The 15,810-nt window shown below is 67.5% G+C and carries 16 protein-coding genes; 15 read left to right on the forward strand and 1 reads right to left on the reverse strand.

Features of this window, described 5'->3' with window-relative positions; all coding sequences use genetic code 11:
• The first annotated feature begins 67 nt into the window (after positions 1-67).
• The 15 genes from flgB (at position 68) to H9L41_RS09715 (ending at position 15,001) form a co-directional block, all read left to right on the forward strand.
• The gene (gene flgB, locus H9L41_RS09645; RefSeq protein WP_028446741.1) at positions 68-481 is read left to right on the forward strand and encodes a flagellar basal body rod protein FlgB; all 414 of its coding nucleotides are present in this window, start codon (positions 68-70) and stop codon (positions 479-481) included.
• A gap of 11 nt (positions 482-492) precedes the next feature.
• Positions 493-906, forward strand: a complete 414-nt coding sequence (gene flgC / locus H9L41_RS09650) for a flagellar basal body rod protein FlgC (protein ID WP_028446742.1) — start codon at positions 493-495, stop codon at positions 904-906.
• A gap of 15 nt (positions 907-921) precedes the next feature.
• Entirely contained in the window at positions 922-1,596 is a 675-nt protein-coding gene (locus H9L41_RS09655) for a flagellar hook assembly protein FlgD (RefSeq protein WP_028446743.1), read from the forward strand.
• A 101-nt stretch (positions 1,597-1,697) separates the two neighbouring features.
• Positions 1,698-3,572: a flagellar hook protein FlgE gene (locus tag H9L41_RS09660; RefSeq protein WP_187523778.1), complete on the forward strand. Its 1,875-nt coding sequence runs from the start codon at positions 1,698-1,700 to the stop codon at positions 3,570-3,572.
• A gap of 17 nt (positions 3,573-3,589) precedes the next feature.
• Complete coding sequence (locus tag H9L41_RS24525) at positions 3,590-3,679, forward strand: flagellar basal body rod C-terminal domain-containing protein (protein ID WP_373282105.1); 90 nt, start codon at positions 3,590-3,592, stop codon at positions 3,677-3,679.
• Positions 3,680-3,776: 97 nt separating this feature from the next.
• Positions 3,777-4,514 carry a flagellar basal-body rod protein FlgF gene (gene flgF, locus H9L41_RS09670; protein WP_028446745.1) on the forward strand — a complete coding sequence of 246 codons (738 nt, stop codon included), beginning with the start codon at positions 3,777-3,779 and terminating at the stop codon, positions 4,512-4,514.
• A gap of 55 nt (positions 4,515-4,569) precedes the next feature.
• Positions 4,570-5,352: a flagellar basal-body rod protein FlgG gene (flgG, locus tag H9L41_RS09675; protein WP_028446746.1), complete on the forward strand. Its 783-nt coding sequence runs from the start codon at positions 4,570-4,572 to the stop codon at positions 5,350-5,352.
• A 247-nt stretch (positions 5,353-5,599) separates the two neighbouring features.
• On the forward strand, positions 5,600-6,106 hold the full coding sequence (locus H9L41_RS09680; protein ID WP_265584033.1) for a flagellar basal body L-ring protein FlgH: 507 nt from the start codon (positions 5,600-5,602) through the stop codon (positions 6,104-6,106).
• Between the two features lie 3 nt (positions 6,107-6,109).
• Positions 6,110-7,222: a flagellar basal body P-ring protein FlgI gene (locus H9L41_RS09685; protein ID WP_028446748.1), complete on the forward strand. Its 1,113-nt coding sequence runs from the start codon at positions 6,110-6,112 to the stop codon at positions 7,220-7,222.
• Between the two features lie 182 nt (positions 7,223-7,404).
• The gene (locus H9L41_RS09690) at positions 7,405-7,632 is read left to right on the forward strand and encodes a hypothetical protein (protein ID WP_028446749.1); all 228 of its coding nucleotides are present in this window, start codon (positions 7,405-7,407) and stop codon (positions 7,630-7,632) included.
• A gap of 323 nt (positions 7,633-7,955) precedes the next feature.
• Positions 7,956-8,876 carry a flagellar assembly peptidoglycan hydrolase FlgJ gene (flgJ, locus tag H9L41_RS09695; RefSeq protein ID WP_034607150.1) on the forward strand — a complete coding sequence of 307 codons (921 nt, stop codon included), beginning with the start codon at positions 7,956-7,958 and terminating at the stop codon, positions 8,874-8,876.
• A gap of 13 nt (positions 8,877-8,889) precedes the next feature.
• Positions 8,890-11,349: a flagellar hook-associated protein FlgK gene (gene flgK / locus H9L41_RS09700; RefSeq protein WP_028446750.1), complete on the forward strand. Its 2,460-nt coding sequence runs from the start codon at positions 8,890-8,892 to the stop codon at positions 11,347-11,349.
• Between the two features lie 31 nt (positions 11,350-11,380).
• A complete protein-coding gene (gene flgL / locus H9L41_RS09705; protein ID WP_028446751.1) occupies positions 11,381-12,775 on the forward strand; it encodes a flagellar hook-associated protein FlgL in 1,395 nt (464 codons plus the stop codon).
• 682 nt (positions 12,776-13,457) lie between these two features.
• Positions 13,458-14,069, forward strand: coding sequence for a TetR/AcrR family transcriptional regulator (locus H9L41_RS09710; RefSeq protein ID WP_034607152.1), 612 nt, complete (start codon positions 13,458-13,460; stop codon positions 14,067-14,069).
• A 53-nt stretch (positions 14,070-14,122) separates the two neighbouring features.
• Positions 14,123-15,001: an alpha/beta hydrolase gene (locus H9L41_RS09715; RefSeq protein WP_169730199.1), complete on the forward strand. Its 879-nt coding sequence runs from the start codon at positions 14,123-14,125 to the stop codon at positions 14,999-15,001.
• A gap of 192 nt (positions 15,002-15,193) precedes the next feature.
• On the opposite strand, the gene H9L41_RS09720 is transcribed toward H9L41_RS09715, so the two are convergent.
• A complete protein-coding gene (locus H9L41_RS09720; protein ID WP_028446753.1) occupies positions 15,194-15,796 on the reverse strand; it encodes an arylesterase in 603 nt (200 codons plus the stop codon).
• Between the last annotated feature and the right edge of the window lie 14 nt (positions 15,797-15,810).

Genomic DNA, 15,810 nt, shown 5'->3' on the forward strand with positions numbered 1-15,810 from the left:
GGGCAGCTGGCACGCAGCGTGCTTTGATCGCTCCGACAGAAATGAACCGACGGTGCGCGAGATTGCCATGTTGTCCAGCCTGAACAATTACTTCGCCTTCAACGAAGCCGCCCTGAAGCTGAGGGGCACCCGCCAGGAAGTGATCGCCAGCAATATCGCCAACGCCGATACGCCGGGCTACAAGGCGCGCGACTTCGACTTCGGCCAGACGCTGAGCAACGCGATGGCGGCCCAGCGCGGCGCCTCGAACGAAATGGGCCTGGCCCGCACCGACGGCCGCCACCTGGCCGGCAAGCCGCACAGCACGCTGGAGGTCGACCTGATGTACCGCAACGACGTCCAGCCCTCGATCGACGGCAACACCGTCGACATGAACACCGAGATGCGCAACTTCACCGACAACGCGGTGCGCTACCAGGCCAGCCTCACCTTCCTGCAGCAGCGCATCAGTGGCATGCGCACCGCGCTGCAGTCGCAATAAGGAACGCCGCCATGTCCCTGTTCCGCGTCTTCGACATCGCCGGCTCGGCCATGACCGCCCAGTCGGTCCGGCTCAACGCCACCGCCAGCAACCTCGCCAACGCCGAGAGCGCGACCAGCTCCAGCGGCCAGCCCTACCGCGCCAAGCAGGTGGTGTTCGCCGCCACCCCGCTGACGGCCTCGCAGCCGCAGGCGGTCGGCGTGCAGGTGGCGACGGTGTCGGAAGACCCGAGCCCGGCGCGCATGGTCTACGACCCGAAGAATCCGCTGGCCGACGGCAACGGCTACATCGCGATGCCCAATGTGAACGTGGTGGAAGAGATGACCAACATGATCTCGGCCTCGCGCTCCTACCAGACCAACGCCGACATGATGAACACCGCCAAGGTCCTGCTGCAGCGCACCCTGCAGCTCGGCCAGGCCTGAACCGGGTAGACCGCCATGAGCACCATCAACGGCACCAGCAACACCAGCAACGTGTTCGAGAACCTGAACAAGGCGCGCGACAACAAGAGCGATGCCGAGGAAACGCAGGACCGTTTCCTCAAGCTCCTGATGACGCAGCTGCAGAACCAGGACCCGATGAACCCGATGGACAGCGCCCAGAGCACCAGCCAGATGGCGCAGATCAACATGGTCACCGGCATCGACAACCTCAACGCCAGCATCACCAGCATGATGTCGACCTTCAACGCCGGCCAGTCCTTCCAGGCGGCCGGGCTGATCGGCAAGCAGGTGCTGGTGTCGGGCGACACCATGCGCTACAGCGGCTCGGGCGCGGTGCAGTCCGAGATCGAGGTGCCCGAGGGCGGCGGCCTGATCACCGTGTCGATCTACAACGACAGCGGGCAGAAGATCGACGAGATCGCGCTGGGCCAGCAGAAGGCCGGCCGGCAGGCGGTCGAGTGGGACGGCAAGAACAGCGCCGGCAACGCCATGCCGGCCGGCAAGTATTACCTCGACGCCTCGATGAACCTGCCCGACGGCGGCACCAAGCAGATCTCGAGCTTCACCTTCGTCGACGTCGACAGCGTCGCGATCGCCAACGGCGGGGTCAACGTCAAGCTGGTCGACGGCCGTTCGGTGGCGTTCTCCGACGTCACCCAGATCAAGTAAGTCATTCCAGGTAGACGCCGGCCCCGCAGCGGGGCAGCGGGCAACATTCGGCAAGCGGGGCGCCGGCAGGCGCGCACAGAAAAGTCAGCAGGAGAAACACCATGGGCTTCCAGCAAGGATTGAGCGGCGTCAACGCCGCCTCCAAGTTCCTCGACGTGGTCGGCAACAACGTCGCCAATGCCAACACCGTCGGCTACAAGGGCTCGCGCGCCGAATTCGCCGATATCTTCGCCAACACGCTGGGCGGCACCAGCACCCAGACCGGCATCGGCGGCCGTACCGCCTCGGTGGCGCAGCAGTTCTCGCAGGGCAACCTGAGCACCACCAACAATGCGCTCGACGTCGCCATCCAGGGCAACGGCTTCTTCCGCCTGATCGATACCGCCGGCGGCTTCAGCTACTCGCGCAACGGCCAGTTCCAGCTCGACCGCCAGGGCTACATCACCAACGGCACCAACAAGCTGGCCGGCTACCTGGCGAACGCCGACGGCCAATTGATCACCGGCACCACGCCGCAGGCGATCCAGATCCGTACCGCCAACATCGGCGCCCAGGCCACCGGCGCCTCGGGCGCGGCCAATGCCGGCCTCACGCTGGCGATGAACTTCGACGCGCGCAGCAACGTGGTCGGGCGCGGCACCAGCACCGTCTCGATCAACGGCCTGCAGCTGGACAACGCCGCGGCGGCCGGCACCCAGGTCAACTACCAGACCCGCGTGACCGACTCGACCGGCCAGTTCCACGATCTCGACGTGCAGCTGACCAAGCTCGCCGGCGGCGGCTGGAACATCGCCACCGACCTCGACAACAGCGGCACCTTCACCAATTCCGCCAATCCGCTGGTCTTCAATGCGCTGGGCCAGATCCAGTCGGGCTCGCCGGCCGCCGTCAGCTATGCGCTGGCCTCGCCGACGCCGGCCTACGGCAACACCCCGCTCAATTTCAACATCAACTTTTCCGGCGCCACCGAGATCACCGGCGGCACCGTGCCCGGCGCGATCAACGTCAACGACACCGCCGCGCAGAACATGAGCGTGATGGTGGCCAATTCCAACCTGCCCAACGGCGACGCGGTCGGCGCGGTGCACACCTTCAGCGGCAGCTACCGCGACGCCAACGGCGACAGCCACTCGCTCGACGTGACGCTGACCAAGGCGGCCGCCAATACCTGGACCCCGTCGGTCACCATCGACGGCGCGCCGTTCACCATCACCCCGACGCCCTCGCCGGTCACCTTCAACGAGGCCGGCCTCTTGAGCGGCGGCTCGCCGATCGCCATCACCGGCGCGGCCGGCGGCGCCGACTTCAAGATCAACCTGCAGGGCCTGACCCAGAACGCCGCGACCTTCACTTCGTCGCCGCTCGAGGTGCGCAGTACGCCGCCGGTGGTGCCGACCGATCCGTCGACCTACACCCACTCGACCTCGGCCACGGTGTACGACTCGCAGGGCGTCGAGCACACGCTGACCTACTACTTCACCAAGGTCGGCGTGAACGCCTGGGAAGTGCAGAGCAGCTTCGACGGCGGTACGCCGGTCACCCATCCGGGCTACATCACCTTCGACCAGGTCGGCAATCTCAACGGTGGCACGAGCCTTGCTTATAGTTCCCCGATCCCGTCGCCGAGCGGTGCGCTGTCGCCCCTGGCGTTCAACACCAGCTTCGCCGGGACCTCGCAGTTCGGCAGCCAGTTCGGTGTCAGCGAGCTGACCCAGGACGGCTACGCCGACGGCAACATCACCGGCCTGTCGATCGGCAAGGACGGGGTGATCATCGGCCGCTACTCGAACGGTCAGAACCGCACGGTCGGCCAGATCACGCTGTACAACTTCGCCAACCCGCAAGGGCTGCAACCCTTGGGCGACAACCGCTGGGCCGAGACCTTCGCCTCGAACCAGGCACGGCTCGGCGTACCGGGGAGCGGCGATTTCGGCAGCTTGCAGTCGGGGCGGTCGAGGATTCGAACATCGACCTGACCAAGGAATTGGTCGACATGATCACCGCGCAGCGGTCCTACCAGGCCAATGCGCAGACGATCCGCACGCAGGACCAGGTGCTCCAGACCCTGATCAACCTGCGATAAGCGGCAAGGCGCCTGAGCGCCGCCGACCTGCGGATCGCCGGATACACGGCAAGCTTTACCGGGCGACCGGCGAAGCTTGCCGCACAGGGAGAGACGCATGGATCGGCTTATCTACGTCGCGATGACCGGCGCCAAGCAGGCGAGCCTGCAGCAGGCCACGGTCGCCAACAACCTCGCCAACGCATCGACCCCCGGCTTCAAGCAGGAGCTGTCGGCCTTCCGCGCCGTCCAGGCGGTCGGCGGCACCGGCTACCAGAGCCGTTCCTTCGTGCTCGAGCAGAGCACCGGCTCCGACTTCACCCCAGGCACCCTGCAGACCACCGGCCGCGATCTCGACATTGCGCTGACCACCGAGGGCATGTTCGCGGTGCAGACCGGCAACGGCGAAGCCTATACCCGCAACGGCAGCCTCGAGATCGACGCCACCGGCCTCTTGAAGACGCGCGAGGGCAACCCGGTGCTCGGCGACGGCGGCCCGATCGTGATCCCCGAGAACAGCGTGCTGACCTTCGGCCGCGACGGCACCATCAGCGCCGCGCCGGTCAACGATCCTTCCCAATCGAACGAAGTCGGCCGCATCAAGCTGGTCCGGCCCGACGAGCGCCAGCTCGACCGCGGCAACGACGGCCTGTTCCGCCTGCGCGACGGCCAGCCGGCCCAGGCCGATGCCGCCGTGCAGCTGACCAGCGGCGCGCTCGAGGCCAGCAACGTCAACGCGGTCGATCAGCTGGTGAAGATGATCGATTACCAGCGCAGCTACGACCTCCAGGTACGGATGTTGCAAACAGCCGACCAGAACGCCCGTTCAGCCGCCCAGATCATGAGTCTGAGCTGAACGAAGCGGCAAGAAACGACAAAACGACAGGCCCGAACAGGAAAGGATTGCCGCCATGATGCGCTCGCTATGGATCGCCAAGACCGGCATGGACGCGATGCAGATGAACATCGACGTCATCTCGAACAACCTCGCCAACGTCAACACCAACGGCTTCAAGCGGACCCGGCCGATCTTCGAGGATCTGCTGTACCAGACCATCCGCCAGCCCGGCGGCGCCACCAGCCAGCAGACCCAGCTGCCCAGCGGCCTACAGCTCGGCACCGGCGTCAAGCCGGTCGCCACCGAGCGCATCCACACCCAGGGCAACCTGCAGCTGACCGACAACCCGTTCGACCTCGCCATCAACGGCCGCGGCTTCTTCCAGGTCGAGATGCCCGACGGCACCATCGGCTACACCCGCGACGGCGCCTTCCAGGTCAACAGCCAGGGCGTGATCGTCACCGCCGAGGGCTACCCGCTGCAGGGCAACATCACGGTGCCCGAGGGCACCACCCAGTTCACCGTGAGCCGCGACGGCATCGTCACTGCCCTGCAGGCGGGCCAGACCCAGGCCACCCAGATCGGCACCATCCAGCTCGCCAGCTTCATCAATCCGGCCGGTCTGCAGAGCCAGGGCGAGAACCTCTACCTCGAGACCGCCGCCTCGGGCGCGCCGCAGGTCACCACGCCCGGCCTCAACGGCACCGGCGTGCTCAACCAGAGCTACGTGGAAACCTCCAACGTCAACATCACCGAAGAGCTGATCAACATGATCCAGGCCCAGCGCGCCTACGAGATCAACTCGCGCTCGATCCAGACTTCGGACCAGATGCTGCAGCGGCTGACGCAGCTGTAAGCCGCCGCTCCCGGGTTCCTACGGGTCGCAGATCCGCTTCCGCATCCATGGCACACACCACACAAGACAGGAGCCTCGCCATGATCCGCCGCCTTCTTCTCGCCGTGCCCGTCCTGCTGCTCGCCGCCTGCGCCAGCCAGGTGCCGTCGACCATCGTGACCCAGCCGACCAGCGTGCGCCCCGGCTACGCCAGCAGACCGCGCCGCTGGCCAACGGCAGCATCTACCAGGCCGCCAGCAACCGCACGCTGTTCGAGGACCGCACCGCACGCTACGTCGGCGACAACATCACGGTGCAGCTCGAGGAACAGGTCAGCGCCTCCAGCAGTTCGGCCAACAAGGCCGAGCGCAGCAGCGAGAACTCGACCGCGATCGCGGCCGGCGCCAACTCGCGCTTCTTCGACGGCGTGCTCGGCGGCCTCAACCTCGGCACCGAGTCGAGCAACAAGCACGACGGCAAGGGCAGCACTAGCGCCAACAACACCTTCCGCGGCCTGATCACCGCCCAGGTGGTCGAGCTGCTGCCCAACGGCAACCTCGTGATCGGCGGCGAAAAGCAGGTCAATATCCGCGGCGAAATCAGCTACTTGCGCGTCTCGGGCATCGTCAACCCCAGCGATATCAAGGCTGGCAATGTGGTATCCTCCACCAAGATCGCCGAGGCCCGGATCGAGGAAATGGGCAGCGGCACGGTGGCCTCCGCCGATCGCGCGGGCTGGCTGCAACGATTCTTCTTCAGTTTCCTGCCCTTCTGACCCATGCCCCTGAACCGCACCGCCGTCCGACTGATTGCAGCGCTTTTCCTGATCGTCGGCGGCAGCGCGGTTGAGGCCCAGCGGCTCAAGGAGCTCGCCAGCGTCGGCGGGGTGCGGCCCAACCAGCTGATCGGCTATGGCCTGGTGGTCGGCCTCGACGGCAGCGGCGACCAGACCACCCAGACGCCGTTCACGGTGCAGAGCGTGATCACCATGCTCACCCAGCTCGGCGTGCAATTGCCGGTCGGCACCAATCTCCAGCTCAAGAACGTGGCCGCCGTCACCGTGACGGCGACGCTGCCGGCCTATGCGCGCCAGGGCCAGTCGATCGACGTGACGGTGTCCTCGATCGGCAACGCCAAGAGCCTGCGCGGCGGCACGCTGCTGATGAGCCCGCTCAAGGGCGTCGACGGCCAGGTCTACGGCATCGCGCAGGGCAACGTGGTGGTAGCCGGTGCCGGTGCCGCGGCGGCCGGGTCGAGCACCCAGGTGAACCAGCTGGCGGTCGGCCGCATTCCCAACGGCGCCACCGTCGAACGCGAAGTGCCGGGCGGGGTGGGGCAGGGCGATACCGTCACGCTGGCGCTCAACGAGGCCGATTTCGGCACCGCGGCCAAGGTCACCCAGGCGATCAACGCGGCCTTCGGCGGCGGCGTGGCGCGTGCGCAGGACGCGCGGACCATCCAGGTGCATGCGCCGCAGGATCCGGATGCGCGGGTGACCTTCATGGCGCGGCTGGAGAACATCAACGTGGTGCCGTCCGACACCGCCGCCAAGGTGATCATCAACGCCCGCACGGGCTCGGTGGTGATGAACCGCTCGGTGACGCTCGAGCCGTGCGCGATCTCGCACGGCAACCTGACGGTGACCATCTCGGCCAAGAACGAGGTGAGCCAGCCCAAGCCGCTGTCGGGCGGCGAGACGGCGCCGGTGCAGAACGCCACGGTCGAGGTGAAGGCCGAGAAGGGCGGCGTGACCGCCGTGCCGAAGAGCGCCTCGCTCAACGAGGTGGTCCGGGCGCTGAACCAGATCGGCGCGACCCCGCAGGACCTGTTGGCGATCCTGCAGGCGATGAAGTCGGCCGGCGCGCTCAAGGCCGATCTCGAAGTGATCTAGCGCCGCGTTCGCGGCGCCCGTTGCACGGCGCGTGAAATGTGAAACGTGAGGCCCGCTGCGCGGTGCCTGTGAAACGTGGTGCGGCGCCGCCGCACCTAATGCTCGACGACCAGTCTGAACCTGAGCCGCAAAGCGGCGAACCATCTTTCACATTTCACGTTTCACCTTTCACGGGATCAAACATGGACAACCCGTTCCAGCAGATTCCGCCCGCCGTGCTCGAAGCCGCGCTCGCGCGCTGCGCCAGCGAGCTGGCCGGCATGGCGGTGGCGGCCAGCCTGCACGAGGTCGAGCTGATCGAGTCCGACCGCGAGCTCGGCGGGGCCGGCGTCACGCTGCGGGTGTCCTTCCACCTGCCGCTGCGGCTCGACCAGGACGTGCTCGGCGCATCCGACGCCGCCGCTGCCTGAGTCTTACGATCTCGCCGCGGTCGCGTTGCAGGTCGTCGGGCTTGACGCCCGACAGCGGCATCGGCCGCAGCGCTGTCGGGATGGCGCCCGACCTACGTTCCGTCGCTTTCCTCGGCGCGCCTCCGTGTCCTTCGGGGTGCCGATCCGCGCGCGCAATCGCTGCGCGCCCACCCGGCCGACCGATCTTGCCGGCCAGCCGGCGGCAATTGCCGGTCTCGCCCTCTGTCCTGCTTCATTCCTCCTTTTGAATCAATGTCTTGATTGATTGGCATGGTCCCTGCTTTATCGGTTCCGATCCCGAAGTCAGCCACCGGTAAAACGCCATGCAACTGTTCTCGACCACCACCGCCGCCGACGCCTCGCTGAACAGCCGGCTCGCCATCGACGCCCAGGCCGTCGGCGATCTGCGCGCCAAGGTGGCCCGCGATCCCAAGGGGGCTGCGCGCGAGGTGGCCGGCCAGTTCGAGAAGATGTTCCTCGACATGGTGATGAAGTCGATGCGCGAGGCCACGCCCAAGTTCGACGAGCTCGAGAGCGATACCGTCGGCACCTTCCGCTCGATGTACGACCAGCAGCTGAGCCAGAACCTGACCAGCGGCCGCGGCCTCGGCCTGGCCGACGTGATCGCCGGCCAGATCGAGCGCATGAGCAACCCCGATTACGCCAACACCCCGCTCAAGCGGCCCGCGGTCTACGCCTTCGGCCCGCGCCTGTCCGAGCTTGCCGCTGGTGCGGCAAAGCCTGCCGCCGCCGCCCAGCCGGCCGGCACCGGCGGCAATGCCGAGAGCTTCGTCGAAACGGTCGGCCGCGAGGCGATCGGCGCCGCCCAGGCGCTCGGCCTGTCGCCGCACCTGATGCTGGCCCACGCCGCGCTCGAAAGCGGCTGGGGCAAGAAGCCGATCACCGACGCCCAGGGCAACAACAGCCACAACCTGTTCGGCATCAAGGCCGGCCGCGACTGGCAGGGCAAGACCGCCGAGATCGTCACCACCGAATTCGTCGACGGCGTGGCGCAGAAGCGCGTCGAGAAATTCCGCGCCTACGACAGCTACGCCGATGCCTTCGCCGACTACGGCCGCCTGCTGGCCAAGCGCTACGGCGAAGCGACCCAGGCCGGCAGCGACGCCAAGACCTTCGCGACCGAGCTGCAGCAAGGCGGCTACGCGACCGACCCGGCCTATGCCAAGAAGCTGGCCCGCGTGGCCGAACATCCCGCCCTGCGCGCCTACCGCGCCGTGGCCTAAGGAGGACTGAATCATGGCCAGCAGCATCTACGGCATCGCAGTATCGGGTCTCAACGCCGCCCAGGTCGGCATGAGCGTCACCGGCCACAACATCGCCAACGCCTCGACCGCCGGCTACAACCGCCAGACCATCACCCAGAGCGCATTCGAGCCGGAACCGACCGGCAGCGGCTTCGTCGGCCGCGGCGTGCAGGTCACCTCGATCACCCGCGTCTACAACGAATTCCTCGCCCGCCAGGTGCAGACCGCCAAGTCGCAGGACGGCTACCTGTCCAACCTGCAGTCGCACATCGCCGACCTCGACAACCTGCTGGCCGACCCGACCGCCGGCCTGTCGCCCTCGCTGCAGGATTTCTTCCGCGGCGTGCAGACCGTCGCCAACAATCCGCAGGACACCACCGCGCGCCAGTCGCTGCTGGGCCTGTCGGAATCGATGATCACCAAGCTCAAGACCGTCAACGAGCGCATGACCACGCTGCGCAACGACGTCAATACCGAGATCCGTTCGTCGGTGGCCAGCATCAACTCGATCACCAGCCAGATCGCCAAGCTCAACGAGCAGATCAACCTGGCCAAGGGCAGCAGCGACGGCCAGGCGCCGAACGACCTGCTCGACCGCCGCGACCAGCTGGTCAAGGACCTGAACGGCTACGTCAAGTCGACCGTGATCAAGCAGACCGACGGCAGCTACAACATCTTCATCGGCAACGGCCAGAACCTGGTGGTCGGCACCCAGTCGTTCACGCTCGGCGCGGTGCAGGCGCCCGACGATCCGAGCCGGCTCGACGTGGCCTACCAGCAGTTCGGCTCGACCACGGTGATCCCGAGCAACCTGATCACCGGCGGCTCGCTCGGCGGCGTGCTCGAATTCCGCACCGATGTGCTCGACGAGGCGCAGAGCTCGCTCGGCCGGGTGGCGGCCGCGCTGGCGCAGACGGTGAACGCCCAGCACCGCCGCGGCCAGGATCTGAACGGCCAGTTCGGCGGCAATTTCTTCCAGATCCCGGTCGAGCAGACCAGCGCGCAATACCGGATCGGCGCCAACAGCCGCACGCTGACCGCCGAGCTGACCTCGGACCAGCCCTTCATCGAGAGCGATTTCAACGTCGCCTTCGATGGCACCAACTACACCATCACCCGTCTGACCGACGGCCAGACCGCCACCGCCACGCCGGCTGCGATCCAGAGCGCCGGCGGCCAGGTCGCCTTCGGCGTGCGCTTCAGGCTCGACGGCGACCTGGCCGCCGGCGAGGACTTCGGCGTGAGCTTCCTGCCGGCCGCCTCGCACGTGCTCAAGAACGCCAACAACAAGGGCGACGGCGAGTTGCAGGTCTCGATCAAGGATTCGAACCAGCTGGCCACCAGCGACTACGAATTCATCTACGACGGTCCCGACTACCGCGTGGTGCGCAAGGAAGACGGCACCACCTTCAATATCAACGCCTCGACCTGGAATACCCCGCCGGTGGTGATCGACGGCCTGCAGTTCCGCCTCAACAGCGGCACCATGCAGCCGGGCGACCGCTACACCATCCAGCCCACGCGCGATTTCGCCGACAACATGTCGGTGATGATCAAGGACACCGCCAAGGTGGCCGCGGCCGCGCCGATCCGCACCTCGAGCGACACCGCCAGCATCGCGGTGAGCAAGACGCCGACCTCGGCCGGCACCATCGCCGCCGTCACCGGGGTGATCAACGCCCAGGGCGGCGCGGCGGCCAAGAAGATCGAGCTGGTGTTCACCTCGGCCAGCACCTACGACGTGATCGACAGCACCACCGGCAATACGGTCGCCAGCGGCCAGTCGCTGGTCGGTGGCCAGGCCACCTACAACGGCTGGACCGTCAGCATCGCCGGCGCCGCCTCGGGCGACCGCTACGTGGTCGATCCGCGCCGCAACACCGGCTCGGCCACCATCTCGGCCGGCACCGTCACCTCCTCGCCGGTCGACATCGACCTGAAGGACCCGGTCTCGCTGGTGTTCACCTCGCCGACCACCTTCGAATTGCGCGACCCGGCCACCGGCAACGTGCTGCAGGCCGCCCAGCCCTATACCGCCGGCGGCGACATCAGCTTCAACGGCTGGACCGTCAAGGTCTCGGGCGTGCCCTCGCCCGGCGACGGCTTCCTGGTCGAGCCCAATGCCGGCGGCAAGGCCGACGCCCGCAACATGCTGGCGATGGGCGAACTGCAGACCAAGAACACCCTGGCCGGCGGCACCGCCAGCTACCAGGGCGCCTACAGCAAGCTGGTGGCCGACGTCGGCGTGCGCGCCAACCAGGTCAACATCAACCAGGAAGCGCAGGCACAACTCTTGCAACAGGCCGAGACGAAGCTGTCCGAATCGTCGGGCGTGAACCTCGACGAAGAAGCGGCCAACCTGCTGATCTTCCAGCAGGCCTACCTTGCCTCGAGCCGTACCATCCAGATCGCCCAGCGGGCGTTCGAAGAAGTCCTGACCATCGGCCGCTGAGGCCGGCGACCGGGCTTAGGAGCACTGCACCATGCGCATCGCGACCAGTTCCATCTACAACAGCGGCGTGTTCAGCATGAACAACCGCCAGGCCGACCTGTACAAGCTGCAGAACCAGCTGTCGACCGGCCGCCGCATCCTCACGCCGGCGGACGATCCGGTGGCGGCCGCGCGCTCGCTCGACCTGTCGCAGGCCACCCAGGTCAACGAGCAGTACATCGACAACGTCAAGTACGCCAACAGCACGCTGGCGCTGACCGAGGACAATCTGCAGCAGGTCACCGCGGTGATTCAGGACATCCAGGAACTGGCGGTGCAATCGGGCAATCCGGCGCTGACCAGCAGCGAAAAGAAGATGCTGGAGTCGGACATCCGCGGCAAATACCAGCAACTGATCGGCCTGGCCAACACCACCGACGGCAACGGCCTCTACCTGTTCTCGGGCTACAAGGGCGACACCAAGCCGTTCAACGAGCAGAGCTACGGCAACGTGCGCTACGACGGCGACCAGGGCCAGCGCTCGGTGCAGGTCTCGCCGTCGCGGCAGATCCCGGTGTCCGATTCGGGCGCCGACGTGTTCGTCAAGATCAAGACCGGCAACGGCACCTTCACCACCGGCACGGGCGGCAACGCCGCCGGCGGCGCCAACCAGGGCACCGGCATCGTCAGCCCCGGCGTGGTCAGCGATCCGGTCAAGTGGGCCAACGCCAACAACAACGACACCTACCGCGTGCAGTTCCACGTCGTGCCGGACCCGACCGACCCGACCAAGACCGTCACGCGCTACGACATCATCGACAACGACACCAACTCGGCGAACTACAACCGTTCGCTGATCGACGGCTACGACTACACCAACGACGTGCCGGCCGGCGGCCGCACCGACGGCGCCGGCAACCCGAACGCCTATCCGCGCAGCTACACCGCCGGCGGCGACATCACCTTCGCCCAGCAGCCGGGCGAGACCTCGGCGCTGTATCCCAACTGGGACTTCGGCGGCAAGATCTCGGTCGACGGCGTGCCGAAGGATGGCGACAGCTTCAAGCTCGAAGGCAGCCGCGACCAGGATCTGTTCAGCACGATCGGCGACTTCGCCGCCGCGCTGACCAACTACGCCGACAACAGCACCTCCGGCGCCGACTTCCAGAACCGGCTCAACGCCACGCTCTCGAACCTCAACAACGCGCTCAGCAACGTGCTGACGGTGCAGGCCAACGTCGGCTCGCGCATGAAGGAGGGCGATTCGGTGCAGACCACCACCGAGGATCTGAACGTGCAGTTCAAGACCACGCTGTCCAAGCTGACCGACCTGGACTACGTGAAGGCGATCAGCGATTTCTCGGTGACGCAGACCTATCTGGATGCGGCGCGGCAGTCGTTCTCCAAGGTGCAGGGCTTGTCCTTGTTCCAGTACATCGGCGGGTAAAAGCCTTGTGAGCTTGCCGGTGTTCGTGATGGCCTGATCCTGCAATGAAGCGCCCGGCAAAGCCGGGCGTTTGCGTTCAGTGCGGCTTGAAACTCCGGCTTTCCCTGATTCATCCCGACTCCCCCGCCCTCGCCGCCGCGAGGGAGCCTCGCTAGCGCTCGTTCGTGTCTTTTTCGACCGATTCGTCATCCTCGCGCTGCCGCTGCTGCTAGTGCCGTCGGTCGGGATTTACTCCCGACAGCGGCGGCAGATTCATGCGTTGCCGGCGGCAATTCCTGCCTGCCGTAGGAGCGGCTTCAACCGCGAATGGCCGGAATATGGCTACGGCCTGAGTACCCACCGGCCCGCTCCCTCTCCCACCGGGAGAGGGCTGGGGTGAGGGAGCGCCGGTCGAGTGCCCATTAACCGGCGAATGTTCTCCATCAGCCGAGTAGGTCGGACTTCAGTCCGACGGCGATCTTCCTCACTGGCGCTGTCGGACTGAAGTCCGACCTACCGGATTGCATCGCACGACGTGGAGAACGCAGGCGCGGCCTCAGCTGCGGATCGCCCGGCTGCGCCACGGCCTGTCCGCGGTTGAAACCGCTCCTGCAGATGCCGTCCCGCCATCGCCGCGACGAGCGGCTTTTCATAACACGAACGATCGTGCTATTTTGCTTGCAATCCACTGCGAGACCGACCGATGCCCCGCACCGCCAGCAAGGGTGAAGCCACCCGCGAAGCCATCCTCGACGCCGCCATCGACCTGGCGCGCGAGGTCGGGCTGTCGGCGCTGACCATCGGTGCGCTGGCCGAGCGGGCCGGCATGAGCAAGAGCGGACTGTTCGCCCACTTCGGCGCCAAGGAGGAGCTGCAGCTGGCCGTGCTGCGCGCTGCCCAGAGCCGCTTCGACGACGAGGTGTCGCGCATCGCCTTCCAGGCGCCGCGCGGCTTGCCACGGCTGCGCGAATTGTTCGAGCGCTGGCTCGGCTGGGCCGCCGCGCAGCGCCAGCCCGGCGGCTGCCTGATGATCGCGGCCGCCAGCGAATTCGACGACCGGCCCGGCCCGGTACGCGACTTCCTGGCCTCGCAGCAGCAGGGCTGGCTGCTCGGCCTGGGCCGCACCGTCCAGTTCGCGGTGGAGACCGGCGAACTGCCGGCCGACACCGATACCGAGCAGTTCGCCTTCGAATTGTTCGGCCTGATCCTGTCGACCCATCACCACGTCCGCCTGCTGTCCGATTCGCGCTTCGTCGCCCGCGCCCGCCAGGGCCTGGAACGCCTGATCTCGGCCCCGCCGCGCCAACCGTCCTGAAACCCAACTGATCCCCGACCGAGGAGTCCGCCATGAACACCGCCAGTTTGCCCATGAATAGCACGAACGTTCGTAAATTTATCGCCCTCAATTCGCTGCGCACCGGCCTGGGCCTCGCCGCGCGGCTGTCGCGGCCGTTGGCGCTGGCCTGGGCCGAGCGGCTGTTCCTCACTCCGCCGCGGCACGATTGGCCGGCGGCCGAGCAGGGCTGGCGCGACCGCGCCGAGCAGGGCGTGCTGCACACCGCCGGCCTGCCGCAGCCCGAATGGGACGGCAAGCCGATGCGCACCTACCGCTGGGGCGAGGCGCGCCGCGGCAAGGTGGCGGTGCTGCACGGCTGGGGCGGCAGGGCGACGCAGTTCCACGCCTTCGTCGCGCCGCTGGTGGCGGCCGGCTACCAGGTGATCGGCATCGATGCGCCGGCCCATGGCGCCAGCGCCGGCCGCCAGGCCTCGGTGCTGCATTTCGCCCATGCGCTGGAACGGCTGCTGCGCAACGAAGGCCATGTCGACGCGCTGATCGCCCATTCGCTCGGCGGCCCGGCCGCGATCTACGCGCTGGCGACCGCGCGGCTGGACGTCGACCGCGTCGCGCTGATCGCGCCGGCCATCGACGTGGCCGCCTATGCGCGCCAGGTGGCGCGCCTGCTGGGCCTGGACGACGGCCTGCGCGACGCGATGCAGCTGCGCATGGAGACCCGCTTCGGCATCCAGTGGCGCGAGCTGCACGGCGCCGCCCGCGCCGCCCAACTGCGCCAGCCGGCGCTGATCGTGCACGACCGCGGCGACCGCGAAGTGCCGAGCGCGGCCGGCGTCGCCATCGCCGAAGCCTGGCCGGGCGCGCAGCTCCAGCTCACCGACGGCCTCGGCCATAACCGCATCCTGCGCGACGCGGCGGTGGTGGAGCGGGTGATCGAGTTCGTGCGCGGCTGATGTGCGGGGCCGGGTAGGTCGGGCTTCATGCCCGACCGCGATTTGAATTCACGGCGCTGTCGGGCATGAAGCCCGGCCTACCTTGCCGCGCAGCTGGGTAGGGACGGCTGGCTTCGTAGGCTGGTTGAGGTGCTGCAGGAGCGGCTGAAGCCGCTCCTGCAGGGTTTTCCATCAGGCCGGGCAGCGAGCGGCTCACACGGCGCCGCTGTCGCGCAGCGCCTCGGCCACCGCCTCCGCCATCTGGCGGTAGCCCTCGGCGTTCGGGTGGATCGGGTCGCTCTTGAGCGCGCGCTGGCCGAGGATGTCGGCCAGCGCCTCGTCCTCCAGCGGCAGCCGGTATTCCTTGGCCAGCTCGGCATAGAACGGCGGCACCGCGATGCCGAGGCCGGGCCGCGGCGTGGCCACCAGCAGCACCGGCAGGCGGCGCTGGCGCGCCAGGTCGAGCATCGCGCGCAGATTGGCCACCGTCTCCGGCTCGGGCTTGTGCTGCAGGAAGTCGTTGCCGCCCAGGCACAGCAGCACCAGCGCCGGCTTGTGCTCGTCGAGCGCCTCGGCAAATCTTGCCGCGCCGTCGGCGGTGGTGTTGCCCGGGATGCCGGCGTTCTCGACCCGGCGCTGGACCAGCCCGGCCAGCACGGCCGGGTAGCTGGTCTCCGGCGTCGCGCCGGTGCCGTAGGTCAGGCTGTCGCCGAAGGCCAGGATCACCGCGTCGGGCGGCAGGCGCTGCAACTTGGGCTGGCCGCCGCAGGCGGCGAGCAGCAGGGCGAGGAGGCAGGCGAGGGCAAGGCGGAACATGGCGTCACTCCGGG

It is taken from the genome of Chitinimonas koreensis (assembly GCF_014353015.1).
Classification (GTDB): domain Bacteria; phylum Pseudomonadota; class Gammaproteobacteria; order Burkholderiales; family Chitinimonadaceae; genus Chitinimonas; species Chitinimonas koreensis.